Source organism: Vibrio sp. 1562 (assembly GCF_033340155.1).
Taxonomy (GTDB): Bacteria; Pseudomonadota; Gammaproteobacteria; order Enterobacterales; family Vibrionaceae; genus Vibrio; species Vibrio alginolyticus.
The window spans coordinates 15,396-42,043 of sequence record NZ_JAWOVY010000023.1 but is presented as its reverse complement, the minus strand read 5'-3'; the positions used below and the strand labels follow the sequence as shown (position 1 = coordinate 42,043).

The window sequence follows — 26,648 nt, the reverse complement described above, 5'->3', positions numbered from 1 at the left end:
AGACATGCAAAGCGGAAACTGAAATAAGGTTAGGCCTGTTTGAATACCTATTGAGGCTGTGAACTTTATGTCTTCTGGACAATCATTTTCACGTTCATTACTAAAACTACCTTTATCGGTACTGGTAAAGGGCACCACAATCCCGTCGAACCCGATTGAAGATCTGAACATCGACCTAACTAAACCGATTGTATATGCCCTGCCGTTCCGCTCGAACGTGGATTTGCTGACACTGCAAAAACAAGCCATGAGCCTTGGTCTACCCGACCCGCTCAGCCCGCTGGAAATCAATGGCAAAACGCTGAACCGTTTCGTCTTTATCGCTGCGCGTCCAACTGTGATGAACAACGATAATGATGTCCCAACCGATTCTGTTTCTCTGTTCACTGACTTACTGGAACTGCACAAGCTGGATAGTGAGTTGGATGTTCAAATGATCCCTGCAACCGTGCTTTGGGGTCGTAAGCCAGGTAAAGAAGAGAACCAAAAACCTTACCTTCAACCGATGAATGGTCCGCAAAAAGCCAAAGCAGTAATAGCGGCGGGACGCGACTGCTTAGTTCGCTTTAGTCCCGTGGTATCTCTGCGTTATATGGCAGACTCTCACGGTACCGACAGCGCAATTGCGCACAAACTGGCTCGCGTGGCGCGTATCCACTTCTCACGCCAGAAACTGGCTGCTTCAGGCCCAAACTTGCCACAACGCCAAGTGTTGTTTGCTCGTTTACTAAAATCTCCAGCTATTGAACTGGCGATTGCTGACGAAGCCAAGAGCAAAAACATCTCGATTGATAAGGCACGTAAAGAAGCCCACGACATCATGGATGAAATCGCCGCCGACTTCTCCTACAGTCTGGTGAAAAACGGCGACCGCATCCTGAGTTGGTTATGGACAAAACTATACCAAGGTTTGCACATCAATAACGCCTCGACTGTGCGTCGTTTAGCGCAAGACGGCCACGAAATTGTGTACGTTCCGTGTCACCGTAGTCACATGGACTACCTGCTGTTGTCTTATGTTTTATACCATGAAGGCATGGTGCCTCCGCACATTGCGGCAGGCATTAACTTGAACTTCTTCCCGGCCGGTCCTCTTTTCCGTCGCGGTGGGGCGTTCTTTATTCGTCGTAGTTTTAAAGGCAACAAACTGTACTCAACCATTTTCCGTGAGTATCTAGCTGAGCTGTTTGCCAAAGGCTATTCAGTCGAGTACTTCAGTGAAGGTGGTCGTTCACGTACAGGTCGCTTACTGCAAGCGAAAACGGGTATGCTGGCTATGACCATCCAAGCAATGCTACGTGGTCTAAACCGCCCAGTAACACTAGTACCGGTCTACATCGGTTACGAGCACGTAATGGAAGTAGGCACTTACGCGAAAGAGCTGCGTGGCAAACGCAAAGAGAAAGAAAACGCAGGGCTTGTACTGCGTACTCTGCGTAAACTGCGTAACTTTGGTTTGGGCTATGTGAACTTCGGTGAGCCAATTCAGCTCAACCAATACTTGAACGAGCATGCTCCTGAGTGGACGAAAGACATCGACAGCATGGGTGGTAACAAACCACAATGGATGAATCCTGTGGTCAACGACCTTGCTAATAAGATGATGACGCACATCAATGATGCGGCGGCAGCAAACGCGTTGACCTTGTGTGCAACCGCACTGCTTGCTTCTCGTCAACGTGCACTTTCTCGTGACTCGCTGATCAATCAGATCGAGTGTTACTTAAAGCTACTCAAAAATAATCCGTACTCAAGCACCTCCACTATCCCTACCGAAAGTGCTGAGGAGTTGGTCGATCATGCAATTTCGCTTGATAAGTTCGTGATTGAAACCGATAGCATGGGTGACATCATTTCGCTGGACCGTAGCCAATCGATCCTGATGACTTACTATCGCAACAACATCATTCACTTGTTCGCTCTGCCGTCATTAATTGCCCAAATGCTCATTCGTCAGCGCAACCTTTCGGTAGCCAAGATTCAAGCGAATGTCGCGCAAATCTACCCATTCTTGAAGAAAGAGCTGTTCTTAAGTTACCAGGAAGACGAGTTAGATGAATTGGTCGTTAAAACGCTGCATGAATTTGCCGATCAGAAAATGATTAGTCTTGATGGTGATAAGCTAGAGATCAATCAATCGAACAACCAGCCTTTGGTTCTGCTAGGTCGTACGATAACTGAAACGCTGCAACGCTACTCTATCGCGATGAACTTGCTTGTTGCTTACCCTGAGCTGGGTAAATCGGACCTAGAGCAGAAGAGCCAAGATATTGCTCAGCGCCTAGGGCGTTTGCACGGTATTAATGCGCCAGAATTCTTCGATAAAGGTGTGTTTACCGCGATGTTCAATACGCTCAAACAGCAAAAATACCTCGATAACGATGGTAACTGTGACACGAAGAAAACGCAGCAATTTGCACGGCTACTGTTCACTCTGCTTTATCCAGAAGTGAAACTGACGATCGAAGAGAGTATTCACCAACTTCGGTCGTAACCGTTTTACCTTCGTCCAATAAGAAAAAAGGCATCCAATCGGATGCCTTTTTCTATTTCTTCGCTTACCAAAATGCGACCAGTAACCCTATCGCTATCACCATGCCAACATAATTGTTGTTAAGGAAAGCCTTAAAGCACAACTCACGCTCACGGTGACGAATTAAGTGCTGCTGATAAACAAACAACGACGCTGCAATCAAAAGGGTCCAGTAGTAACTTTGTCCCAATTGGTAGAACTGCCCTAACCAAACCAACATCGCGAGTGTAATCAGTTGCAACACACCAATAATAAGCTTGTCATGACGACCAAACAGAATTGCCGTCGATTTAATGCCAATCTTTAGATCATCATCTCGGTCTACCATCGCATATTGAGTGTCGTACGCAATGGTCCACAAAGCATTAATGAGGAACAAAAACCAAACAATTAATGGTAATTCCCCAGTTTGTGCAGCCCACGCCATTGGAATCGCCCAGCTAAAAGCCAAGCCTAAAAATAGCTGTGGAATATGAGTGTAACGCTTCATAAATGGATAGATGAACGCCAACACAATGCCAGCGAAGGATAGCTGAATCGTCAGCGGGTTCATGGTCAGCACTAACAAAAACGAGCTGATACCCAAAACCAAAAATAATCCAATCGCTTCTTTTGCTGTCACTTTCCCTGATGGCAGTGGACGTTGCTTAGTACGCTTTACATGGCCGTCGACTTTGCGATCTGCAAAATCATTAATCACGCACCCCGCACTACGCATTAGGAAAACACCCAATACAAACACGATGAATACATCCCAACTTGGCATCCCTTGGGCTGAGATAATTAGCGCCCAAATCGTTGGCCACATCAGTAACAGTGAACCAATCGGGCGATCCATGCGCATCAGTTGCCAATATGCTTTGGCTTTTTCTGCGGACATTTACACTGTCTCCTTAGCGTAAACTGGTGAATTAGATAAGAATAACTCGGCGACTAGCATCGGTTTGTGATTCATCCACAACCTTGAGCGTCGTGCTAACAAACGTCCTTCTGGTACGGCTACCCATCCCATTTGCAAAGAGTCCCGCTCAACGTTATCTGCGCTAAACACAGTTAGTCCTAATGGGATATCCCCTTGTTGAGCCAAATCATACTGCTGATCAACTAAGGTTGAACGAGGAATCAATGTCCGCCCAATAACCCAGTTATTATTGTCACCGCACAAAATTACCTCTCTCAGTAAGCAATCTTGTTCGGACAATAACTGGCTTTCGTCCTGTTTTAATGTCGCTGCAGTGACGATCTGATTTTGTAGCAATTCTACCGTTAACGCTTGGCAGTGCTGTTTTAAACGACGTGACAAAGACCCTTGCTCTTCAAGCCAATGCTTGGCAAATTCATTTGGAAATTCGAATTCTTCGGGGTTTTGCCACTCTACTTCCAATAAAGAAGCAAGATAGAGTGATGTTGGCTGATTCATACTAGTATTCAATTGGAGGCTTTATGCGTACAATAAAGCAACAACTTACCGTCCATAGTAATGTATGTAACCGTAAGTTCCGTTATTTGTTATAGACGGCCCATTGTATCAAGACTGAAGCGATTCGAATATCGCGATCCAGAGAAAGAAAAGTTAGAAATATGTACAAACGTTATATAGCCCAAATTATTTTTGCGTTAACCATACTATTCGCCGCACCAAGTTGGGCTGAAACGGAAGAAGCTGGACCTAAGTTGGCATACTTTACCCTAGAGCCTGACCTCACTACTAACTTTTACACCAAAGGCAAAAAGTTAGGTTATGTGCAAGTGCGCATCGACATCATGGTAATGAGTCAACAAGATTTATCAGTTGTTGAGCATCACCAACCTTTGATTCGCGATGCAGTGATTGAATTATTGGGTAAGCAAACAGAAGATACGATTAAGTCCCTGTCTGGCCGAGAAGATCTGCGCAAAACCTTAGTGACGACCCTCAACGAAACGCTTTTGCCTGAAACAGGTAAAACCATCATTGCCGATTTGTTGTTTACAAAATACCTTTATCAATAAACCCAAATCCGTTTTGAACATAAAAAAGACCGCTCTTGAGCGGTCTTTTCATTTCATCTGCTTTAGGCTTGCTGTTGGTATTTCATCTTGCCTGAATCAAACAGCGCAATCGCCATCCCCGACAGTAGCCCAACTAAGTGAGCGGTGTTTGCAATCGCCATAAATGGCTGCACAAAACCAAGAACTAACCATACCAACATAAAGACGATGATTGGCTTGGGTAGCGTAAGGCCTAAATGTGGCAAGCGGTAACCCAATATCCACAAATAACCAAGCAGTGCATAGACCACACCAGACAAGCCGCCGAAGTTAGCCCCTTCAACATAGAACTGGCCTGCCCCTGAAAGCGCTGCCGACACCACAAAGAGTTGCAATAGCTTACCGGAACCGAGACGACGTTCGATGTCGCCCCCCAACTGCCACCACCATAGTAAGTTAAACACGATGTGAGTTACTGAAAAGTGCAGTAACGCATGACTTAGCCATCGCCACACTTGCCATTGTTGCCCCTCAAAAGCCGGGAAGTGCAACAACTTAAACACGCCATTGCCAAAGCCAAACATTTGTAACAAGTAGATGATGATACAGACTGTCATGATCAGCAAAGTCATGGGGCCAGCTTTCGCTTTGACCATGCTCATGATACTCGGGCTGGAATAATGAAATGTGCTCTTACGAGTATCGGCAACGTCCCACGAGGCGGCGCTGTATTTTGAATCAGACGGGTTAGCAAGGAACAGCTTAAGTTCGGCTTCCGCTTCTATTTCATGCTGGCTATCAGTCAGCCACAGCGCAAATTGCCCATCCCCTTCAGGCATCATTTCGATGTCAATTTGGCGAGAGGCCATATAATCAATAAAGGCTTGCGCCATACGTGGATTATTTAACGTTACCAATCTCTTCATTAACTTCTCACTATCGGTAGTTCTGCTCGATGCCAGGCTTCAAAGCCACCATCTACACTGTACACCTGTTCAAAGCCTTGGTTAACTAAATATTGCGCCGCACCTTGGCTACTAATGCCGTGGTAACACATCACCAGAATAGGTTGTTCGAACTCCACTTCATCCATAAACGCAACGATCGTATCGTTAGTTAAATGATACGCAGACTCCGCATGCGCAACGGCAAACGATTGAGGGTCACGGATATCTACAAGCTTCGCATCACCCTGCTCGAGCAGCGCTTGCGCACCTTGTACATCGATATGCTTAAACTGATCCATTTACTTTCTCATTGTCTTATTAATATACCCAAGCAACCTCGAACCTAACGTACTAATCAGCACCCGTGGTACAGCATAAAATCCATATTTGAAGCTGCTTGGGTATACTGCCGCTATTGTAACCTATCCAACGGCAAACTTAGACACATGGATAATCAGGTTTTCCAAAAGTGTACACATTCCAACCATTTGTGGATAAAGCTGTGAATTGCGTTGATAAAGTGTATTTGGATCTTTTGATCCACAATATGTAGTGATGATCCTGATCTAACTGTGTGTATATCTATAACTATCCCCAGATGGAAAAGTGCTTGAATCCCTTATTTTGTCCGGGTTTCGAACAGTTGATAAATAATTACTTCACAGAGTTATACACAGGTAGCACATAAAATCCGGATCGCAAACGCTATCGATTTTCGATCGACAATAAAAAAGCCGAGATCACATGATCTCGGCTTTCTATGAAAATCTTACTTTCAATTAGCAGTGGAAATTAAAATTCACCCACGGCCAATTTTAGTTTCTTCATTGCATTTTTTTCTAGCTGGCGAATACGCTCGGCGGAAACACCGAACTCATCAGCTAAGTCTTGCAATGTTGCTTTCTCATCATCTAACCAACGAGAACGCACGATGCGCTGACTACGCTCATCCAAACTCGCTAATGCATGACCCAAGCGATTGTTGGTATGCATTTCCCAGTTGGCGGCTTCAATGTTGTCGGCCACATCAGACGATTTGTCTTCTAGGTATAGCATCGGCGCTGTGTAAGCGTTTGAACTGTCGTCTTCATCAGTTGGCATATCAAAGGTTGAATCCACCGCCGCTAAGCGTGATTCCATCTCGCGAACTTCAGAAGGCTCAACACCTAACTCGCGCGCAACGGTTTCCACTTCACCGTTGTTAAACCAACCCAAGCGCTTTTTCGACTTACGCAGGTTGAAGAACAATTTACGTTGCGCTTTAGTGGTCGCAATTTTCACGATACGCCAGTTACGTAGCACGTATTCGTGGATCTCTGCTTTGATCCAGTGGACAGCGAAAGAAACCAAGCGAACCCCTACTTCTGGGTTAAAACGCTTAACGGCTTTCATTAGACCGATGTTACCCTCTTGCACAAGATCCGCCATTGGCAAACCGTAGCCAGAGTAACCACGAGCAACGTGAACAACGAATCGTAGGTGCGAAAGAATTAGACCTTTTGCAGCCTCAATCTCACCTTTATAGTGTAATCGTTCTGCCAGCTCACGCTCTTCGTCTGCAGTCAGCATTGGGTAGCTGTTTACTGAGCGAATATAGCTATCAAGGCTATCTTGCGTGACTAGAGCCATCGGATACGCTTCTTTTGTCATTCAATTCCTCATCAATCTCTGATCAATCTCTGATCTGGAGCATTACATTGCAATTTAGCTTCGATATCTTGAACTCAAAATGAACAAGTTTCAAGAAGGGGAAGCAATTATCCATAAACATTTGGTCTAAGCAAGGGTTCAAAATTAGCTAGTGCTAATAAAATCCAAGTAATAAGACCGCCATCACTTAAACTGGTTCAATTTCTTTTAAATGTCGTTGCGCAGAAAAGCGCGCCGCAATACATCCCAAAAGACTCCCAATGATGATTAGTAACAAAGATTCATCCCAACTTAGACCAATCAGGCGGAACTGGCTATCGTACAACGCAGCAAGGTCTTCCACCGCACTATTCATGACAATGGTCACTAAAGCCGTTACCAACCACGCAATAGTGGCACCTAACACGCCAAACCACATACCTGTGTACAAGTAAGGGCGCAGAATGAAACTGTCCGTCGCACCGATCAGTTTCATGGTTTGAATCTCTTCTTTATTCGCCAGCACATTAAATCGCAATGTATTGCCAACGATTAAAAATACCGCACCGAGCATCAGCACTGTCAGGGTAATGACAATAATACTCGCGAGAGTTTTGATTGCATCAAGACGCGCCAGCCAGTCTTCGTCAAGTCTCACGTCGGTCACATCTTGTTGCTCTCGAACGTCTTTGGCTAATGACTGAATATCACTTTTTAGCTCCGAATCTGGCGTAATCACCAACACACCAGGAAGCGCATAGCCACTTAAAAGACTGATAGCTTGGTCGAACCCTGCATATTGGCTTAAATCAGATAGACCTTGTTGCGGTGAAATATATTCTACCTCTTTTACCAAAGGCCAAGTTTCAATTTGATCTTTGAGAACCATCACTCGCGCATCCGGCATGCCTTCAACTAAGTAAGCACTAACTTGTGAAGGAGAAGCGACATCTTCCGCTGCCCCTGCAACGTTTTTCCCCAATAGATACAAACAAGCTGGCATGGCAAGTGCCATGGAGATGACCGCTAGGGTCAGAATGTTGCCTAGTGGTCGTTGCCATAAGGCGCTAAAAGAGGATTTAGCTTGTTTTGCGTGGACAGAGAAAAAACCATCGGTATTCGCACGCTTGGCACTGCGGCCTTTCCCCTTCTTTTGGGAGTGCTTGTTACCTGCCATAGTCTTCTACCTCACTTAGGAAGCCTTGGTTCAATTCAAAATGACGATACTGTGGGCGAGTGTTTACTAACCCCACATCGTGCGTGGCAAGTAAGATTGTCACGCCCGCACGGTTAAATTCTTCGAATAGACGCAACACACGGTTGGATAATTCTGGGTCAAGGTTACCCGTAGGCTCATCAGCCACCAGCAACGTTGGTCGATTAACCACAGCACGGGCAATACCGACGCGCTGTTGCTCACCACCAGAAAGTTGACTAGGTAGACAACGAGCTTTATCGAGTAAGCCCGTTTTATCTAACGCCGCAGAAACACGGCGTTTGATTTCGTTTTCAGAAATCGATTCGATACGCATTGGCAGAGCGACATTGTCGTACACACTGCGATCCATCAATAGGCGATGATCTTGAAAAACAATCCCAATATTGCGGCGCAAAAAAGGGATGTCTTTGCCTGGAATACGCGTGATGTCGTGGCCATTAAAATGGATTTTGCCATCGGTTGGTCGCTCTATCGCGCAGATCAATTTCAGCAAGGTACTTTTACCAGCCCCGGAATGTCCGCCTAAAAACGCCATTTCACCGCGCCTCAGGTGAAAATCGACTTTTTGCAGTGCTTGTCGACCACCTCGGTAAGCTTTGCTTACTTGCTGAAATTTGATCACCGTTGATTTCCTCTAACTCTTTTTATTCTTCACGACTAAACAGTGCGTCAATAAACTCTTGAGTTTCAAATGGACGCAAGTCTTCGATACCTTCACCCACACCAATGTAACGAATTGGAATACCGAACTGATCAGCGATAGCGAAAATTACGCCGCCCTTGGCTGTACCATCCAGCTTAGTCAAAGTAATCCCGGTTAGAGGGGCAACATCACTGAAAAGTTTCGCTTGGCTAATGGCATTTTGTCCTGTACCTGCGTCAAGCGTTAGCATGATCTCATGTGGTGCAGAGTCATCAATTTTCTTCATCACACGTACAATCTTACGCAGCTCTTCCATTAGGTTCGCTTTGTTCTGTAGACGACCTGCTGTATCAGCAATCACCACATCCACACCACGTGCTTTTGCCGCTTCAATCGCATCATAGATAACAGAGGCACTGTCTGCGCCAGTATGTTGAGCAATCACAGGAACATTATTACGTTCACCCCACACTTGTAGCTGCTCAACCGCTGCGGCACGGAAAGTATCTCCCGCTGCAAGCATCACTTTTTTGCCTTGAGTTTGGAACTGCTTGGCAAGCTTACCGATGGTCGTGGTTTTACCCACGCCATTTACACCCACCATCAAGATGACGTAAGGCGTTTTGTTGCTATCGATTTCTAGTGGCTGTTCGACTTTAGAAAGAATCTCAGCCATTTCTTCTTTCAACAAACCATAAAGGGCTTCGCCGTCTTTCAGATCGCCACGTGTGGCTTTTTCTGTCAGGTTGTTGATAATTTTTGTTGTGGTATTCATGCCCACATCAGCAATAAGCAGTTGCTCTTCTAGCTCTTCAAATAAGTCTTCATCGATTTTCTTACCGCTGAACAGACCGAAGAAGCCAGCACCAATATTTGCTTTTGTTCGGCTTAGGCTGCGTTTAAGACGAGCAAAAAAGCTTTCTGTTGGCTTTTCTTGTTCTTGAACACGAGGCGCGGCCGATACGACTTCTGGCTCCTCTGCTTCTGCTTCTGCTTCTGCTTCTGCTGGGGCAGCCTCTGATTGTTTCTCTTCTTCTTCAAGTTCTGGCGTTGCTTCCGCTTGCTCAGCAACCGCTTCGGTTTGCTGCTCTTCAGAAGGCGCTTCCACTGCTTCTTCTTTTACTGTTTCTTCAGTTTTTGGTTTTGGGCTTTGTTCTTCGTCACCAAAACCTAGCCACGAAAGTAATCCGCGCTTCTTTTTTTCCGTCATCTGGGGCTATCCTAGATTGTTCTTTTATCTATTAATGACTCTTTTTTGACAAGATTATTATCTGTCTAAAAAAGGCTAATGACAAAGTTCTGAAAACTTTCCGATTAGGTAATTCTAATCTTATTAGTGTTACACTCTGTCATCTTGAATATTCTGGGCTGTATCCAAGCTCCAAGCTTATTGCTTGGGCGATTAGATATAGTATCACTTTATTAGCGGTCAAAAAATCTATGGTAAGACGTCGCCAGCAAAACTCATCACAAAAAAAGCCAACAACGGGCTTTGTTCGCATTATTAGTGGCTTATGGAGAGGCAGAAAACTTCCTGTACACGATGCTGAAGGCTTACGCCCCACGACAGATCGCGTCAAAGAAACGCTGTTTAACTGGTTAGCTCAAGATGTACCACAGGCAAAATGTCTCGACTTGTTTGCTGGCTCTGGCGGCTTGGGATTTGAGTCAGCTTCGCGCCAAGCAGAGCAAGTGACCATGGTTGAGCTAAACCCACAAGCTTTCCAACAGTTACAAAAGAATGTTGCCTCTCTTAACGCGAACAACATCCAAGTGGTAAATACCGACGCACTGAGTTTTTTGAAGCAACCGGGTTCTGCTCACCATGTGGTGTTTATTGACCCACCGTTTCGCAAAGGTCTATTGGATGAGACCGTGGCTCTGCTAGAACAAAATGGCTGGCTCGCGGAAGATGCGATGATTTATATTGAAACAGAAAAAGAACTCAATATTGCCGACTTACCAGAAAACTGGCAATTACATCGAGAAAAAACAGCAGGCCAAGTGAGCTATCGTCTTTACGAACGTACCTCCGCATAACGCCTCGATTTAAAAGGATACTTAAATGAAAGCACTAATTATGCTGGCCAAAGCGGCTATCGCCTTTGTTTGGTTAGTATTAATCCTAAATATTTTTATGCCCTTTCCCGGCAATGCCGCGATTGCGCTTTACATCATGACCGCTTTTTTGTTCATCATGCACGGTTTACAAATGGCCATCTTCATTGGTGCATTTGGCGACAAAATAAAAATGAGCAGTTGGGAAAAATATTCAATCCTGATTTTTGGTATTTTTGCCCTACTCGATATTCGTCGTAAACACATGATGTAATCGCTAAGATACGAAAAAGCCGCTCTTGTGAGCGGCTTTTTTCTGCGTTTCGTTCGTCACCCAATGTAACTTTTTACACCATCCAAGAACATTTGAGTGGAGATCATCACCAGTAACAAGCCCATTAAGCGTTCTACCGCCTTCAAGCCACGTTCACCCAACAAGCGATTAAAGAAGCCATAAAACATCAGTATAAAAAATGTTGCGCCCCACGCAATTACGACTGATGCTGACATTTCCAACATTTTCTCTGGATGTTGCGAAGACAGTAAAAGCAAGGCTGCAATCACTGAAGGGCCCGCGATCATAGGAATGGCCATCGGAACAATAAAGGGCTCCTCGCCTGCTGCCAGTCCAGTGATGCTGCCAGCACTCGGGAAAATCATCTTAATCGCAATAATGAAGAGAATAATGCCACCTGAAATGCTGAGCGTTTCTGGCTGGACATGCAAAAAACTTAAGATGCTTTGTCCTGCAAACAGAAACAACATCAAAATCAGTAAGGCAAACAGTAGTTCACGAATCAATACCTTACGACGACGCTTGGGATCGATATGTTTGAGAATAGACAACACAATCGGCAAGTTACCGAGAGGGTCCATGATTAGAAACAGCATGGTCGCTGCAGAAAGAATGTCCATATTCTGGCCTCACCTCAAAAATGGCGGCCAGTGTATAGCAAACTGACAACATGAGTATATGACTGAGGGCGAAAACACCATAGTCACCCTCGATCTTAGCCGCCGTTTAGTGATTGCAAACTCGCGCCATATTGACCACAAACTTACCTTCAAGCTCACGAATTTTGTCGCGCTTGAGCAAAAATGCTAGTAATGCATCTAAGTCTAGATCATTCAGTTTACAGGTGTGAAAGCGAACGCTAGCACCAAAGTGCTGTGTGAGGGCTTCGCGATCCATTGGTGTTTCTCTAAGTAGGTTTAGCAGCTCGTGAGCATGGATTTCACTCATTATTGACTCCAGTTATTAAGAACAATGCGTTCAGTTTACTGAAATCCTCAAGAGCTGCTTTGACTTAAATTAGTAAATGATTGAGGCAACAATGAGGGCATGAGCAAAAAAGTAACTGCCACTCACCCACAAATAGGCGTGTTTCATCGGTTTTCGATAACCGTGTATCGCGTATGCCAGCGCCGAATAGATGAGAACTAAGGTTCCGCTAAAGCCGATAGCATTGGCGTAACTCGGCACTTGTAACCAAACTTCACCGGCTGCCCAAGCAAGTTGAACCAGCATCATCCCCATGATCACAACAGGGAATACTAGAGAGTCGAGTTGAGGTAGCAACAAAAAGAACGCCACGATACTCGCTGCAAGCAACAGGGCCAACAGCCACCAGACAATCTCACCATTAAGCTGCACCCAAAATGACTTGCTGTAGCATACCTGGGCAACCAGATAAGCCGTAAAATAGATTAGCTTACGAGTTTTAAACGAGTGCAGCGTATCTGCCACCATAGACACAATAAGCCCACCCGCAATCCAGTAGGTATATGTTGCGGATGCACCTTGAGTTAACACCAACACAAGAAGAAGTAGCAGAGTAAAGATTTTAAACACGAGGGATTGTGTCGGGTTAGCTTGCTTTGCTCCCAACACGGAATACACACCTGATAGCCCTATCGCCAGCCAACTCCACATGCAGTATACACCTTTTACTTAAACTCGCCGCTAGTCTAGGTAGACCAGTTTTGATGTAAAGACACAATCTACGAAAGTTGGATCTCGCTAGCGATTCGAAACATTTTGTAACCCTCAGCCTACGTAATAATAAAGCCGATGAGCCTGAATGATGCCACTAAACATTGGGGCCAAGCTTTGCTCATCAGCCGAACCCATCAAATCACACGACACAATAACCAACGCTTTCTAAAACTATTTAACTGAAAAACAGATAAGTGCTCCAGGTAAGCCGCCATTTCACAAACTGACGATTAAACCACCAGGATGTATGTAATGCAGGCAACAAGAATAAATAACAGACACAAAATAGAAAATAGTCTTAGTAGCGCTCTAAGAGAGGAGAAACCACTGATGACTAGGGGTAAAAACTAAGAAAACCGACCTTAATTCAGTAAAAAAAACATCAGACAAGAAAAGTAAGTCAATGATAAATAAAACCATAATTTCAATAACAGATAAAAGTGCGGACTTCATAAACCATAGAATCACTAAACACTTTTGAAGCCCATATTTTCTCATAAGGTAAGAAAATCTCACTCCATGCTTTCGATTTGACGATGCAACCTCATAGCACATTTTTTAATTTTCTCAATTTTTGAGAAATACAGACAAAATAAACACCCAACATACCACTCGAAACAAAAAACAATTACAAAGCCAACATCACAAACCATTTAACATTATAAAATCATACACTTAAAACAAAAAAGGATAGAAATAAAACAATGTGAACACTTTAAATACAGCACAAAAAACATAGTTTCATTAGTCAGAATCACGTAAAACCAGACAAGTTAAGTGTGGTTTTTGAAAAGATTAACGAGCATATGTTGATCAAACCCCAAAAACAGTGCTATATTAAATTCATCGAGTTCATCAAAGATTAAGGGGTAGTGTTATGATTTCATCTTCTCAAAAACAAGGGCTGGTTATGATTGCAGTGGTTGTGGGTTTAATGACACTGCCAATGATGTACTAACCCAATGATTTAAAATAAAAAAGGACGCAAATGCGTCCTTTTTTATTTATCTGTATAGCTCTACTGAATGTGCTTAGACAAAATATCCCAGTGCATATAGTAGAAACCAAGAGCGGCCAGCGTAATCAACGTCATTAGCAAAATTGCTGTACGCCAAATAAAGCGAGAGCTTCTTGGTGTCAGCTCTTTTTCACAAGCATCACATGCCGCCATAAAGCCTTTACGATCATCCAGCTTGTAATCGTCTTCGTGCACCACTTTGTTACGCACGGTTGCGATGAATCGAAGCTTTGCTATCACGTCATGCGGTAAACGTTCTTCACAACTATTAATAAGTTGGTGCAACCCTTTCCCTTCTGCATGGTACTGAGTACGCAAAAGTTTTTCGATCGTTCGGGTACGCATGACTACTTTTTCAATATCTGACATCGTAACCCTCCTTACCAGACCCTTCCTATGTTCATTATTTTTATTCTTCTATAAATTTAGAGCTTTTTCGAGCCGTTAAGTGCAATTTTACTTTCAATTTGTGCCCTTGAGCTCATATAGCCAGACAAGTGAAAGCTGCTTAGTTCAGCTTTAGTGACGTAGCTTACAGATGAAGCAACAATTTCATCGCGTCCCCATTGAGATAAACCGTGAAGTGCGCCGAATAAAATTCATGTCCCTTTCATTAGATTATGAATAAGTTACCTCAACTCATCGTTTCGTCAGCGAGTTCTGTAGAATGGGACCCGATAAAACATTGGAGGTTAATATGCCAATCTCACTTATTTTCGCCCTATTCGCCCTTATTGCCTTGGGCGCGTGGGTGTTTTTCCGTTTTTATAGTAAGCACTATGTGGGCGAAGACGCTCCAGAGCAAAGCGCGCAGGTAACGGTTTTAGATAAACAAGCGATAGACATACCAAACGCACCACCAGGTCAAGACGATCAAGAGTATTGGATTTACGTTCAACGTGGTTCTATCGGTCCAAAGCGTGAATTCCAAATTGGAGTACATTACTACCATGCACTCAACCCTGGAGATAAGGGAACACTGACCTATCGCGGCAACAAGTTCCTTCACTTCGCTATCAAACGTTAAGGCAGTAACCAACGAGTCTTGGCAGAACGAGAAAAGAGATAGCTCATCGCCAAGGCTCCAGATCCACTTAGAACGATCCAGACTGGAATCACCCAAGCAGGATGTCCTGTGTACCAACCGAACTCTTTCATCGGCCATAAGAAAATAGGGTGAAGTAAGTAAATCCCCAAGCTGTGCTGACTGATCACACTGACCACTTTTTGTACTTTTGGTGATAAGCCTTCACCAAAGTAACGCCCGATCATAAAAATCATCGAAGCCGCTAGAATCACATTCAGTGTTTTATAAGAGAGCCAGCGCCCAACCGTATACTTCTCCGCCTCTAAGCTATTTGTCACAACCATCGTAAAGGTCACTGCCAACGCCACGAGTCCTAGCCCAACAAATAAGGTCACCATAGAGCGATTCAAAGGTACCTTTTGAAATAAAACATACCCCAGTGGAAGGTAACCCATATAAAGCCACATCTGATTACTCCAAGGGCCATCAATCTTGAACAAGAACAGAGTGCTGGTGAAAAGCCAAAATGCGAGATAGGTATACAAGACGTTGTCATCCACGTTGCGTACCATCCATTGAAACAGCGGAATCACAAAATACAGTGGTATAAAGTAATAGAAAAAGCCGAGATGGTAATACGTTGCTTGGAATGGGCTATTGCTTAATACCTCTTTTACGGTTTCAAAATCAAAGCCTTGAGAAGTCCAGCCTGAAAGGTATGCATAAAACATCGACCAAATAAGAAATGGAACTAAAACTTTGCCCAAACGCCTTTTGATATAATACTTACCGTCAAATGGTCGAGTGTCACTGAGCATTAGCGCTCCGGTGATCAAAATAAAAACTGGCACTGCCCAGCGGGTTACGCTATTCACGCCTACCGCTGTCAGCCATTGGTCAAATGGAATCACTCCTAACTCATTTCGATACGGTGCCAAGACGTGAATGGCGATCACTGCTACCGCTGCGAAGCAGCGCAATAAATCAAAAAACAGAACCCTTTCTCTCATACCTTTCCCTACTTTGAGTCGCTTATCGTTTATAGCATAGGGTAAATCTCAACCAGTGAAATAGTTAACAATCTGTTTTTGCTTATTTTTAACTCAACAATGACCTACAACGGGGATTTCATCACCACTCTAATCACTTAACGAGAACCAAAAACCAAGCATCAGTATTCACTCTCCATGCCAAACCGACACAATCTGATTACACCAAACGGCGCATAAGAAACAAAAATGGCTCCGATTTGGAGCCATTTATACCATCTACAGATAGCGATACTGGGGATAGTTACGCAGTAGCAACATCAGCTTTTGGCAACTTAATTGAAATCAGCGTCGTCAGTGCCAAGAAAGCAAAAGAAACCCATAAGCACGCCGCAAGACCAGCCTCTTGGTAGATCCAACCCGATAATACCGTGCCAATCAAACGTCCCATCGCATTGGCCATGTAATAAAAACCGACATCCAACGAGACGCCATCGCCTTTAGCGTAGCTCACTATCAAGTACGAGTGCAGCGAAGAGTTAATGGCAAACACAGCGCCAAAAATCATCAAACCTACCACAATCACCAATTCAGGCTGCCAACCGATTTGCACACCATAAGCAATACCAGCCGTAATTAACGCTAGGACTCCTGCCCACACCAATGCTGCACTACCATCAGGCACACGACCTTGCGCTTTGCCAGTAATACGCGGCGCAATGCCTTGCACAAACCCATAAGCAATGACCCACGCAGCGAGAAAGCTACCAACCCACAAGTGATCCCAGCCAAACACGCTACCAAGATAAATAGGCAGAGCAACGACAAACCACACATCACGAGCACCGAATAAGAACATGCGAGCTGCGGATAAAATGTTTATCGATTCAGACTTGGAGAATATTTGGCGAAACTTAGGTTTACTCTTTGCTTTACCCATGTCCGCTTCTAGCCAGATCATGCTGCAAACAAACACTAATGTAAGTACACCCGCCATAATAAACATCGAGTTTTGAAAACCCACCCAAGACAGCAGCAAGCCGCCAACAAAAAAGCCCGCTCCTTTGAGTGCATTCTTCGAGCCAGTTAAAATCGCTACCCATTTGTAGAGCGCACCTTGCTGCTCGTCTGGTACTAGCGTTTTAATCGCGCTCTTAGCACTCATTTTGTTCAGATCTTTGGCAATCCCCGACAGAGCTTGCGCTGCCATCACCCAAGGAATGGTCAGCCATGCATTTGGTACTGCGAGCATCAGCAACGCAAACACTTGCATCGCTAAACCAATGTTCATGGTTTTATTTAGGCCTAACCTTGCGCCCAACCAACCACCAACCAGGTTTGTCACCACACCAAAAAATTCATAGAAAAGAAACAGTGAGGCAATAGCTAACGTGGAATAACCTAAGTCATGAAAATAGAGCACCACCAGCATACGCAGTGCGCCATCGGTCACCGTAAAGTTCCAATAGTTAAACGTCACTAACATGTACTGACGAATACTTTTGCTTAATTGAGAAATCATATTGACCTCATATGTACAGCGATAGAAGCATTTAGATCATCATGTTCTAAATACTTTCTAACCTGTACAGCAACATTGACCAATATAATGTTGCTGTGATTTTTAAAAAATGCCCCAACATCAATAAAAAGCAAAATACACCTTAAAAACAATGCATTAGTTAATATTAATGGCTTTTTTTGTAAACAGTCGTATCCTGAAGAAGCTCGAATTTAGCTTTTGGATCATAATGAACCAAAAGCTATTTAAGCTGATCAAGCGTCTTGAGCCACGCGTTCGATGTACTCAACTTGCACAGGTTTTGTAAATGCACCAGGGCGCAATGCCTGCACTTCTCGCACGATATCTTCTAACTGCCATTCCTTTTCTAGGAGTAGGTGAGCAGCGAACAAACCTGTGCGCCCCGAACCACCCATACAATGCATCGCAATTTTGCCACCTTGAGCAAGAATCTCGTGCAGTTCCGGACTGGCTTGTTGCCACTTCGTCGCAAATTCTTCATTTGGTGCGCAGTCGTCTTCAATCTCGATCTGGAACCATTTCATACCCAGTTGCTGAGTGGCTTCACCCAATGCAGAGACATTCTTCGCAGCTAATTCACTATCATCTAATGCAGTAACGACCGCTTGAACACCCTGCTCTTTCAACTGTTCTAACGACGCATGCAAATCGACACCTTTCGTTCCTGGGCACGGTGTTAAGATTAAAGCACCGGAGTCCAAATCTAATTGCCATGTAGGATGAGACATTGTGACCCCCTTTTAAGCCAAACCAACGTTACGAACCAGCTCTGCTGTGCGCGTTGCATAACCCATTTCGTTATCGTACCAAGCATAAATCTTAACCATACGAGAACCCACAACCATGGTTGATTGCGCATCAACGATGGTTGAACGTTGGTCGCCTTTATAATCGATAGAAACTAAAGGACGCTCTTCGAAGCCAAGGATGCCTTTCAAATCACCTTCAGATGCTTCTTTTAACAGTGCATTCACTTCTTCTGCTGTGGTATCACGCTTCACATCAAAAATGATGTCTGTTAACGATGCGTTTGCTAGAGGTACGCGAACCGCATGACCATTAATTTTGTCTTTTAATTCTGGGAAAATTTCGACAATCGCCTTCGCGCTACCCGTCGTAGTCGGGATAAGGCTCATGCCGCATGCTCTTGCACGGCGTAGATCTTTGTGTGGCGCATCCAAAATAGTTTGCGTATTCGTCAGGTCGTGAATGGTCGTAAAAGAAGATTGTTCGATACCCAATTTCTCATGAATGACTTTAACCACAGGTGCGATACAGTTAGTCGTACACGAAGCTGCTGTCACGATACGATGTTTTTCAGGGTCGAAAATATGGTCGTTCACGCCCACCACAATGTTCGCGATACCTTCTTCTTTCACAGGTGCGCTTACCACGACACGTTTCACGCCTTGCTCTAGGTATTTGTTTAGGAATGATGTTTTGCGATGTACGCCTGTCGCTTCAATCACAACATCACAATCAGACCAGTTCACCGCATCGATATCGCGTTGTTGAGTCGTGGCGACACGCTTGCCGTTGATGACGAGCTCACTGCCTTCGACCTGAACTCCATGATGCCAACGACCTTGCACTGAATCGAATTCTAATAAGTGACCAAGCGTAGCGGCGTCACCTGCGACATCGTTGATTAACACAAACTCCAATTCTGGCCAATCAAATGCCGCTCGCAGCGCTAAGCGACCAATTCGGCCAAAGCCATTAATTCCTACTTTAATTGTCATAGTTTTACCCTCTAATCTTCTACCTTGAATCTCTATTCGCTGTTAACAGCAAGCCTCACGACTTTTATCGTGTAAGCGTGTGATGTCGTCTTGGTATTCCTGCTTCAAACAGTTTGATGCCACTAAGTCTTCAATTAACTTTCGCACCCAACCTGGCAATTGCTGTGATAACTCGTAATACACCCATTGCCCTTGGCGTTTATCCACCAAGATGCCACTGGACCGTAACTGAGCAAGATGACGAGAAACTTTCGGCTGGCTCTCTTGCAGAGCAAACGCCAAATCACCAACGCAAGTTTCACCTTCACGGGCCACGAGCATTAAACAACGTACGCGTGTTTCATCGGATAACAGCTTAAAAAACTGATGTGGAAGCATAATGAACATACCTATATATGGATATGCGTATATGTTTATTTAATTAAGATATATCGTCAAGAGGAAACCGTCCATCGTCATAAAAGTTTCACATCTAACGAACAGCTTGATTGTAAAGAGAGAGATTCAAAGAGATAAAAGATAAGACACGAAATTATGCAGTCGCGATGCTTTGACTCCAGCGAACCGCTTCACCTAAGGAGAGCTTCACTTCCTCTAAAGGCAACCCCAATTGCATCGTGATTTTTTCAACCCCTGACCAATCGGCACGCTCGTAGCACTCTTCGAGGGAAATAAGTGCACCATAAACCCCTTTGCGATGTAATAGCGCTTGTTGTACTGAATGACTAAGCGGTAACTGCCTAACTAAAGATTCCACCGAAAGATCCAACAGCGCATCTAGAATCGACAGCAAACCAACCATAAAACCTTGTTCGTTGAGGTGAGAGAAGGGCTGATAGCGCGACATCAATTGGCAAAATTGAGCTCGTTGCAATGAAAGGTGATACAGCTCTCGAGGCTTGTTACTGGAGATATACGATGCCACAACCAAAGAGACAAACTGCTTAAGGTTATCCTGGCCAAGATAAATCAATGCCTGACGAAAAGAGCTGATTTCGACAGCCAAATTCGGCGCTTGCGTATTTACAAAACGCAATAATTTATATGACAACGCGACATCTTGCGTAATGATGGACTCGATACGAGTAAAGTCAGGCTCAGGAGCACAAACTTCACGAAACAGTTGCAATGCCAACACTTGCTCAGGACTGACGTATTTAGTCTGCGAGACGAGTGGCTTGCTAAAAAAATAACCTTGGAAAAATTTAAAGCCAGCCGCTTTCGCTTGCTCAAACTCTTCTGCGGTTTCAACACGTTCTGCTAAAAAGTGGTATTTGACGCGTTTGGCAAGGTGTGTTGTGACAAGTTCACAGGCCTTTTCGAGCCCCATCGCCATAATGTCGAGCTTCACAATATGCACATATGGCAAAAAACGGCGCCATTCTGGTGTTAGGGTGAAGTCATCCAAAGCGATCAAGTAACCTTCTCGATAAAACTCACGAATCGCATCAAGAAGCTCATCCGTAGGTTGGCACGTTTCCAACACTTCGATGACAATTTTGTTTTTCGGCAAACTGCGCGGCAAACGTCGCACCAAACTTTGATGAGGAAAGTTAATAAAGCATCTTGAAGAGGCAATCACTGGGTTAGTACCCAGTGATAGGAAGTTTTCGACGATCAGTCGGTATGTCGCTCGATTTGAATCAATATGTGAAGGGTATGCGTTACTCTCCCCGTCTCGAAACAACAATTCATAACCCAGCGTCTGTCTTTTTCGGTTAAAGATCGGCTGGCGAGCGACATACGTTGTATTCATGCTAAAGAAGGACCTATAAATGGCTTATGACTTTGCAGCTGCTAATAATGCACCACAACCCATGAACATTGAACCGAATACTTTGTTTATTTTTCCCATGATTTTATCGGAGCGAATAAAGCGTCCCATTTGTGCTGCCAAGCTCGTGTAACCCAACATTACACACGCATCAATCACGACCGTAGTGACGCCAAGCACCAACAGTTGCGTGATTTGGTCTTTTGCCGGGTCAATAAACTGCGGGAACAACGCCACCAGAAAAACAATCGATTTAGGGTTGGTGAGGTTAATTAACACAGCCTTGTACAACAGCGCCGTGCCTGACATCTCGTTGTGGTTTTCAGCTGCGACTAAGCTTGACGTATCGCGCCATTTCAGAATCCCCAACCAAACCAGATAAGCGGCACCAACCCATTTAATGACAGAAAATGCGGTTGCTGACTGCGCGACAAGCGCACCAATACCCGCCCCCACCAGCGCGATGTGGATAACTAAACCAATTTGTAAGCCAATAATGGCACCCAGTGATTTACGGGTACCGTAACTCAAACCATTACTGATTGAGTTCACCGTGCCAGAGCCCGGAGCCAAACTAAAAACGATTGCTGTTACTACATAAGCTAACCAGACATGGGTATCCATTGCATTTCCTCACTAATTCTTCGATGATACATCGCGTAAACAACGTATCTTCAGGTAATCAACTAATGGCGACTAACCATTCACCTTTGACTTATACTCAAGAGACATTATTTGAGCAAGCAATTGGTGGTCCGATCGCAGCACTTTGGCAAACTCGCCAAGAGGGCTTTGTTAAAGGGACTGAGAAAAAGAACATTTACTGGTGCAAGCTAACCAACCCAGAGCATAAAAAAGCCGTGCTCATCGTAAATGGACGCATTGAGTCTTCCTGGAAATACCAAGAGCTGTTTTACGATCTCTACCGCCAAGGTTTCGATGTCTATTCCTTTGACCACCGCGGACAAGGTTTATCAGATCGTTTATTATCTGACTCAGATATGGGTCACGTCTATGACTTTACTGATTATATTGATGATATGGACATCGTCGTAAAAAAACACGACCTTAGCGAATATCAACAATGCTTCATCATCGCGCACTCTATGGGCGGCGCGATCGCCACACGTTACCTGCAAACTCACCCAGAACACCCTTTTACTGGTTTGATTCTAAGTGCGCCCATGTTTGGCATTAACCTGCCATGGTACCTATCACCAATAGCGATTCCGGTCACACAAATTATGTCAGCGGTATCGACTTTGCCACGCTATGCACCAGGACATCAGGCCTACTTCCCTAAGCCCTTTGAAGATAACCCACTTAGCCAAAGTTACGGCCGCTACCAATGGTTCCGAAACCTATATACGGAAAAACCGGAACTGCAAGTCGGTGGGCCAAGCACTCGCTGGGTTTGGCAAGGGCTCATGGCCGCTAAGCAGTGCTTTTTATTAACTCGCCAAGTCAAAATACCAGTAATCCTAATCCAAGCCGGAAACGATCGGATTGTTAGCAACCTCGCGCAAAAGCGTTTTATTGATAAATTGCGGAAAACCAACCCGCACGCGGAGCTGCTTTCTATCGAAGGCGCACAGCATGAAATCTTGTTCGAGACCGACAAGTATCGTAATCAAGCGCTCGATGCGATTTTCCGCTTTATGAATGACCCTAAATCACCATCAAACGAACAAGCACAATAAGAACTCTAGGCGACCATTTCACGACTAAGATTAAAGAGGAAATGTCTACACATCGATTTACCCTCTTTTTCATCCTCATTTTGGCGTACACTGCTTGAACTTGGCTACTTTGACACTGTGTTTAACCGCATAGTGCTATGAGCCCAAGTTCCCCCGCATTCGGAGCAGTACGATCTAGTCAGTCTGCTGTACTCCGTTTGCAATTCACCTGTTCCACACTATCCAAACCGTTTACGAGGACTTCATGAGCACATCGCTACCTTGCAAAGAGATCACCAAAATCGTTGCCTCTGATCTGGATGGCACGTTACTCGCACCTAACCATCAGCTCAGTGCTTACTCAAAAGAGACGCTAAAAGCGCTGCATGAAAAGGGTTATACCTTTGTCTTTGCAACCGGCCGTCACCACGTAGACGTTGCGAGCATCCGTCGCCAAGTTGGCATTCCAGCTTATATGATCACGTCGAATGGTGCCCGAGTGCATGACCAGGAAGATCAGCTAATGTACAGCGAGAATGTCCCTGCGGAACTGGTACAAGGCGTGATCGACACGATCAAACATGATCAAGAAATACTTATTCACATGTATCAAAATGATAGCTGGTTGATGAACAAGGATGATGAAACGTTACGTGACTTCCACGATGAATTCACTTACGTCTTATTTGATGAAGACCAAGCCCCAACTGACGGTATTGCGAAAGTTTTCTTCACGCATCCTGGAGAAGACCACGAACGTTTGGTCGTATTTGAAAACAAACTACGTGAGCAGTTTGGTGATAAGCTGAACATCGCATTTTCAACGCCTTGGTGTTTGGAAGTAATGAGCGCTGGCGTGTCTAAAGGTCATGCTCTTGAAGCGGTAGCGAAAAAACTCGACCTCACGTTAGAAAACTGCGTAGCATTTGGTGATGGCATGAATGACGTAGAAATGCTGTCGATGGCAGGTAAAGGGCTAGTTATGGGTACATCACACGAAAAAGTGATGAAAGCTCTACCAAATAATGAAGTAATTGGCAGCAATGCAGAAGATGCGGTTGCACACTACCTACAAGAACACTTGCTGTAAGCTTCAATACTCCAAATTATGAAGGGCTGCACATTCGCAGCCCTTTTCTTTTATCGCTGACTTGGCAGCTTCTCTTTGCCAAGAATCGCGTCCCATTCTTCTTCTATCACGGGCATAATCGACAAGCGATTTCCACGTTTCACCAACGGCATGTTCTCAAGTTCTGGCATCGCTTTCATCACCGACAACGGAATCACTCGCGCCGTTTTACGTACAAACTCTACATCCACCATAATCCAACGCGGGTTGTCTGGGTCTGACTTTGGATCGTAATAATCGCTTTCGGGATCGAATTGGAAATGATCGGGATAGGCTTCTCTCACAACTTTAGCAATACCTGCCACGCCAACATGTTTACAAGAAGAGTGGTAAATCAGGACTAAATCGCCCACCTTCACTTGGTCACGCATCATATTGCGCGCCTGATAATTACGAACTCCCTCCCAACATGAAACCTTTTGAGTTCGAAGCGTGTCAATAGAAAAGGTATCTGGTTCAGTTTTAAATAACCAATATGCCATAATGCCATCCGATGCCGATTGAGTAACAATAATGAGGAAGATATAACATGAAGGCTTTGAAAAACCCAGTGGCGCTTGCCACCCTGCTGGTTCTGCAAGCATGTAGTTCACAGCCGCCACAATCTGGTGCTGCTGACCCAACCTCTCCACCAGCAACCTTAGATAAGCCTGAAACCATTCAACCTCAAACTTTTATGCTACGCGGAAAAGTGATCGTCGGTCACGAGAGCCAATACATCATGCCTTGTGGCAGCGACAAGCAATATTGGTTGCAACTATCACCACAGCAAATGCAACGAGCAATTCAGTTAAATAACGAGCCTTACCAGACTATGTATGGCGAGGTTATCGGCCACCTCAACCCACCGGGCATCGATGGGTTTTCTGCTGATTTCGATGCTAACTTTGTAGTGGAACAAGTGAACTTCCTCACAACGGAAAACCCAAACCGTTGTCAGCAACCAAACAAACCAACTCGCGTGTTTGGTAATGAGCCTTCTTGGTCGGCAAGCTTTGAGGCTAATGGACTAACATTCCAGAAAATCGGCAAACAAACCACAAAATTAGCGATTAACAGCAGTCAGCTTCAACCTCGCCAGCGCACTTATCAACTGCAAGGTGGTGAGCTTCGCTTAACAGAAAACCTCTGCTCAGACACAATGAGCGATTCTTTATATGGCTGGAAAGCAACACTAAAACATGATGGCGAGACGTATCAAGGTTGTGGTATGGCTGCAAACGTCGATGCAACGCTTGGCTGGGCTAATACCTATGTCGCGACCTCAACCCAATCACAAGGCTTTGAAGTACAAATGACCTTAAACCCAGACCACAGCGCCACAACAAAATACCGTTACGCCAATGGACAAGCACCATTAATCGAGCGTGGTTACTGGCAACAGTTAAGTCCGTCTCAGGTTCAAGTTGTCATGACGCATCATCAACAGCAAAGGCTAATGTTAGAGCGACTGTTTACTCGAGAAGGCAATCAGCTCAAAGCGACCAAAGAAAAAGTCGGTAACTTGGTATACCCAATCGCCGATGGTGGTTTAGTCCTTTATCCTGCCACCGTTCGTGATGAAGGCATCATGCAACCAGCCGAAAAACGCACCAACAACCCCATCGGTAGTGCTGACGTACCTTCTAGTGCAGAGTTTGATTCAAAAGTAGATGCCGCGGTGCGCAACTACTTCTTTATCCATCAAACCAACCCCAACAATAACCAATACCGTTGGCTAACTTACGACCTCAACAGCGATGGTAACGAAGAGCTATTGGTACAGTTGGATTGGTGTGGTTCCGGTGGCTGTACATTGCTAATATTTGAACATCACGAAAAGGAATGGCGCTTTAATAGCCGCATTACACTAGTGCAAAGCCCGATTATGCTCGGCCAACAAACCTCTCATGGTTGGCGAGATCTGATTTTTAATGTCAGCGGTGGCGGAGCTAAAGCGGCTCAACATGTGATGCAATACACTGGGGTTAGCTACCCACTCAACCCAAGCATGGCGCCAACGGCAACGCCGAACCAAGTCAGTGGCGTGCGTCTGTTCTCTGATGGGATAAGCCCGGTGCGAGAAGGAGTTCGTCTGTAATGTCACAACCGTGTCCAACCTGCGGTTTTCAATTCAATTGTATGTGCTCGCTAATGCCGAAACTTAACAGTGAGCACAACATCCTGCTGTTAATGCATCCGAATGAACTGAAGCGTGATACTAATACCGGCCAGCTACTAGAGCAGTGCCAACTCAACATTGAGCGAGTAATCTGGGATCGCAAACAGCCACCAGCAGAATTGCTCACTCTATTAGCTGATCCGTCGCGGTATCCGGTGTTGCTCTTCCCCTGTGAAGAAAGTATCACACTCGAACATGTGGTACTCCAAAGCCAGCAACAAACCAAAACTCCGCTGTTTATTATTTTGGATGCCACCTGGCAAGAGGCGCGCAAGATGATCAATAAGAGCCGTTGGTTAGAAGGTATCCCTACTATGGGATTGTCTGCGTCGGCGGACTCACAATATCAGCTGCGACGCAACCAACAACAAGGTAATTTGTGTACGTTTGAAGTCGCTGCACATTTGCTCGGGCAACTTGGAGAACAAAACAACCAACAACAAATGCAGCGCTTTTTTGCCCATTACCTCGCTCTGTTCCAAGCTGAAAAGAGTGGACACGCTCTTAAGCGTTAACCATTAAGCTCAGTAGAAGAACCAAACAAAAAACGCAGCCTACGCTGCGTTTTTACGACAAGAAGTTTCACGTGA

Annotated in this window: 29 protein-coding genes; 9 read left to right on the top strand and 20 right to left on the bottom strand. The window is 44.8% G+C overall.

What is annotated here, in order from left to right; all coding sequences use genetic code 11:
- Nucleotides 1-67 precede the first annotated feature (67 nt).
- Entirely contained in the window at nt 68-2,494 is a 2,427-nt protein-coding gene (gene plsB, locus R7Z49_RS19420) for a glycerol-3-phosphate 1-O-acyltransferase PlsB (RefSeq protein ID WP_104979835.1), read from the top strand.
- A 64-nt stretch (nt 2,495-2,558) separates the two neighbouring features.
- On the opposite strand, the gene ubiA is transcribed toward plsB, so the two are convergent.
- Nucleotides 2,559-3,413 carry a 4-hydroxybenzoate octaprenyltransferase gene (gene ubiA, locus R7Z49_RS19415; RefSeq protein WP_005378684.1) on the bottom strand — a complete coding sequence of 285 codons (855 nt, stop codon included), beginning with the start codon at nt 3,411-3,413 and terminating at the stop codon, nt 2,559-2,561.
- A complete protein-coding gene (locus tag R7Z49_RS19410; RefSeq protein ID WP_005378686.1) occupies nt 3,414-3,953 on the bottom strand; it encodes a chorismate lyase in 540 nt (179 codons plus the stop codon).
- Nucleotides 3,954-4,114: 161 nt separating this feature from the next.
- Here R7Z49_RS19410 and R7Z49_RS19405 point away from each other — a divergent pair, with 161 nt between their 5' ends.
- Nucleotides 4,115-4,525: a flagellar basal body-associated protein FliL gene (locus R7Z49_RS19405; RefSeq protein ID WP_005378687.1), complete on the top strand. Its 411-nt coding sequence runs from the start codon at nt 4,115-4,117 to the stop codon at nt 4,523-4,525.
- A 62-nt stretch (nt 4,526-4,587) separates the two neighbouring features.
- Here R7Z49_RS19405 and glpG read toward each other — a convergent pair whose 3' ends face one another.
- The 6 genes from glpG to ftsY all read right to left on the bottom strand — a co-directional run bounded on the left by glpG (nt 4,588) and on the right by ftsY (nt 10,152).
- Nucleotides 4,588-5,430, bottom strand: coding sequence for a rhomboid family intramembrane serine protease GlpG (gene glpG / locus R7Z49_RS19400; RefSeq protein WP_017636076.1), 843 nt, complete (start codon nt 5,428-5,430; stop codon nt 4,588-4,590).
- Nucleotides 5,430-5,750 carry a thiosulfate sulfurtransferase GlpE gene (gene glpE, locus R7Z49_RS19395; protein ID WP_005378691.1) on the bottom strand — a complete coding sequence of 107 codons (321 nt, stop codon included), beginning with the start codon at nt 5,748-5,750 and terminating at the stop codon, nt 5,430-5,432. The genes glpG and glpE overlap by 1 nt, the downstream gene beginning before the upstream one ends.
- Before the next feature lie 493 nt (nt 5,751-6,243).
- Complete coding sequence (rpoH, locus tag R7Z49_RS19390) at nt 6,244-7,101, bottom strand: RNA polymerase sigma factor RpoH (RefSeq protein ID WP_005378693.1); 858 nt, start codon at nt 7,099-7,101, stop codon at nt 6,244-6,246.
- Between the two features lie 187 nt (nt 7,102-7,288).
- Nucleotides 7,289-8,257 (bottom strand): permease-like cell division protein FtsX, encoded by a 969-nt coding sequence (gene ftsX, locus R7Z49_RS19385; protein ID WP_005378695.1) that lies wholly within the window; start codon nt 8,255-8,257, stop codon nt 7,289-7,291.
- A complete protein-coding gene (ftsE, locus tag R7Z49_RS19380) occupies nt 8,247-8,921 on the bottom strand; it encodes a cell division ATP-binding protein FtsE (RefSeq protein WP_005378697.1) in 675 nt (224 codons plus the stop codon). The genes ftsX and ftsE overlap by 11 nt, the downstream gene beginning before the upstream one ends.
- A gap of 22 nt (nt 8,922-8,943) precedes the next feature.
- On the bottom strand, nt 8,944-10,152 hold the full coding sequence (ftsY, locus tag R7Z49_RS19375; protein ID WP_065645992.1) for a signal recognition particle-docking protein FtsY: 1,209 nt from the start codon (nt 10,150-10,152) through the stop codon (nt 8,944-8,946).
- Between the two features lie 230 nt (nt 10,153-10,382).
- Here ftsY and rsmD point away from each other — a divergent pair, with 230 nt between their 5' ends.
- Both rsmD and R7Z49_RS19365 read left to right on the top strand, forming a co-directional pair.
- On the top strand, nt 10,383-10,982 hold the full coding sequence (rsmD, locus tag R7Z49_RS19370; RefSeq protein WP_005378702.1) for a 16S rRNA (guanine(966)-N(2))-methyltransferase RsmD: 600 nt from the start codon (nt 10,383-10,385) through the stop codon (nt 10,980-10,982).
- 25 nt (nt 10,983-11,007) lie between these two features.
- Nucleotides 11,008-11,274 (top strand): DUF1145 domain-containing protein, encoded by a 267-nt coding sequence (locus R7Z49_RS19365; protein WP_005378704.1) that lies wholly within the window; start codon nt 11,008-11,010, stop codon nt 11,272-11,274.
- Nucleotides 11,275-11,330: 56 nt separating this feature from the next.
- Here R7Z49_RS19365 and R7Z49_RS19360 read toward each other — a convergent pair whose 3' ends face one another.
- From R7Z49_RS19360 to R7Z49_RS19345, 4 genes are all read right to left on the bottom strand, one after another.
- Entirely contained in the window at nt 11,331-11,915 is a 585-nt protein-coding gene (locus R7Z49_RS19360) for a YhgN family NAAT transporter (protein ID WP_005389671.1), read from the bottom strand.
- Between the two features lie 106 nt (nt 11,916-12,021).
- Nucleotides 12,022-12,243, bottom strand: a complete 222-nt coding sequence (locus tag R7Z49_RS19355; RefSeq protein WP_005378711.1) for a YecH family metal-binding protein — start codon at nt 12,241-12,243, stop codon at nt 12,022-12,024.
- Between the two features lie 69 nt (nt 12,244-12,312).
- Entirely contained in the window at nt 12,313-12,933 is a 621-nt protein-coding gene (locus R7Z49_RS19350) for a lysoplasmalogenase (RefSeq protein WP_005389670.1), read from the bottom strand.
- A gap of 1,081 nt (nt 12,934-14,014) precedes the next feature.
- Nucleotides 14,015-14,383 (bottom strand): hypothetical protein, encoded by a 369-nt coding sequence (locus R7Z49_RS19345; RefSeq protein ID WP_005378717.1) that lies wholly within the window; start codon nt 14,381-14,383, stop codon nt 14,015-14,017.
- Between the two features lie 328 nt (nt 14,384-14,711).
- Between R7Z49_RS19345 and R7Z49_RS19340 the strand changes: the two genes are divergently transcribed.
- Nucleotides 14,712-15,041, top strand: coding sequence for a DUF2500 domain-containing protein (locus R7Z49_RS19340; RefSeq protein ID WP_005378719.1), 330 nt, complete (start codon nt 14,712-14,714; stop codon nt 15,039-15,041).
- Here R7Z49_RS19340 and R7Z49_RS19335 read toward each other — a convergent pair.
- The 7 genes from R7Z49_RS19335 to rhtB all read right to left on the bottom strand — a co-directional run bounded on the left by R7Z49_RS19335 (nt 15,038) and on the right by rhtB (nt 21,713).
- Nucleotides 15,038-16,051 (bottom strand): acyltransferase, encoded by a 1,014-nt coding sequence (locus tag R7Z49_RS19335; protein WP_132937315.1) that lies wholly within the window; start codon nt 16,049-16,051, stop codon nt 15,038-15,040. The genes R7Z49_RS19340 and R7Z49_RS19335 overlap by 4 nt on opposite strands.
- A gap of 283 nt (nt 16,052-16,334) precedes the next feature.
- Complete coding sequence (gene arsJ, locus R7Z49_RS19330; RefSeq protein ID WP_054575539.1) at nt 16,335-17,552, bottom strand: organoarsenical effux MFS transporter ArsJ; 1,218 nt, start codon at nt 17,550-17,552, stop codon at nt 16,335-16,337.
- 254 nt (nt 17,553-17,806) lie between these two features.
- Nucleotides 17,807-18,301 carry a cyclin-dependent kinase inhibitor 3 family protein gene (locus R7Z49_RS19325; RefSeq protein WP_053307418.1) on the bottom strand — a complete coding sequence of 165 codons (495 nt, stop codon included), beginning with the start codon at nt 18,299-18,301 and terminating at the stop codon, nt 17,807-17,809.
- A gap of 12 nt (nt 18,302-18,313) precedes the next feature.
- Nucleotides 18,314-19,315 carry an ArsJ-associated glyceraldehyde-3-phosphate dehydrogenase gene (locus tag R7Z49_RS19320; protein WP_005383630.1) on the bottom strand — a complete coding sequence of 334 codons (1,002 nt, stop codon included), beginning with the start codon at nt 19,313-19,315 and terminating at the stop codon, nt 18,314-18,316.
- Between the two features lie 42 nt (nt 19,316-19,357).
- Nucleotides 19,358-19,693 carry a metalloregulator ArsR/SmtB family transcription factor gene (locus R7Z49_RS19315; RefSeq protein ID WP_258489826.1) on the bottom strand — a complete coding sequence of 112 codons (336 nt, stop codon included), beginning with the start codon at nt 19,691-19,693 and terminating at the stop codon, nt 19,358-19,360.
- 154 nt (nt 19,694-19,847) lie between these two features.
- Nucleotides 19,848-21,071, bottom strand: coding sequence for an EAL and HDOD domain-containing protein (locus R7Z49_RS19310; protein WP_017636082.1), 1,224 nt, complete (start codon nt 21,069-21,071; stop codon nt 19,848-19,850).
- Between the two features lie 24 nt (nt 21,072-21,095).
- Entirely contained in the window at nt 21,096-21,713 is a 618-nt protein-coding gene (gene rhtB / locus R7Z49_RS19305) for a homoserine/homoserine lactone efflux protein (RefSeq protein WP_132937316.1), read from the bottom strand.
- A 65-nt stretch (nt 21,714-21,778) separates the two neighbouring features.
- Between rhtB and R7Z49_RS19300 the strand changes: the two genes are divergently transcribed.
- On the top strand, nt 21,779-22,789 hold the full coding sequence (locus tag R7Z49_RS19300) for an alpha/beta fold hydrolase (RefSeq protein ID WP_005378733.1): 1,011 nt from the start codon (nt 21,779-21,781) through the stop codon (nt 22,787-22,789).
- 244 nt (nt 22,790-23,033) lie between these two features.
- Nucleotides 23,034-23,858 (top strand): Cof-type HAD-IIB family hydrolase, encoded by an 825-nt coding sequence (locus R7Z49_RS19295; RefSeq protein ID WP_005378734.1) that lies wholly within the window; start codon nt 23,034-23,036, stop codon nt 23,856-23,858.
- A gap of 50 nt (nt 23,859-23,908) precedes the next feature.
- Here R7Z49_RS19295 and R7Z49_RS19290 read toward each other — a convergent pair whose 3' ends face one another.
- Nucleotides 23,909-24,379 (bottom strand): EVE domain-containing protein, encoded by a 471-nt coding sequence (locus R7Z49_RS19290; protein WP_132937317.1) that lies wholly within the window; start codon nt 24,377-24,379, stop codon nt 23,909-23,911.
- Between the two features lie 47 nt (nt 24,380-24,426).
- On the opposite strand from R7Z49_RS19290, the gene R7Z49_RS19285 reads away from it, so the two are divergent.
- Together R7Z49_RS19285 and R7Z49_RS19280 are read left to right on the top strand one after the other, a co-directional pair.
- Nucleotides 24,427-25,977 carry a COG3650 family protein gene (locus R7Z49_RS19285; RefSeq protein ID WP_132937318.1) on the top strand — a complete coding sequence of 517 codons (1,551 nt, stop codon included), beginning with the start codon at nt 24,427-24,429 and terminating at the stop codon, nt 25,975-25,977.
- Nucleotides 25,977-26,573 (top strand): tRNA-uridine aminocarboxypropyltransferase, encoded by a 597-nt coding sequence (locus R7Z49_RS19280; protein WP_033907272.1) that lies wholly within the window; start codon nt 25,977-25,979, stop codon nt 26,571-26,573. Before R7Z49_RS19285 ends, R7Z49_RS19280 begins: the two co-directional genes overlap by 1 nt.
- Nucleotides 26,574-26,648 lie beyond the last annotated feature (75 nt).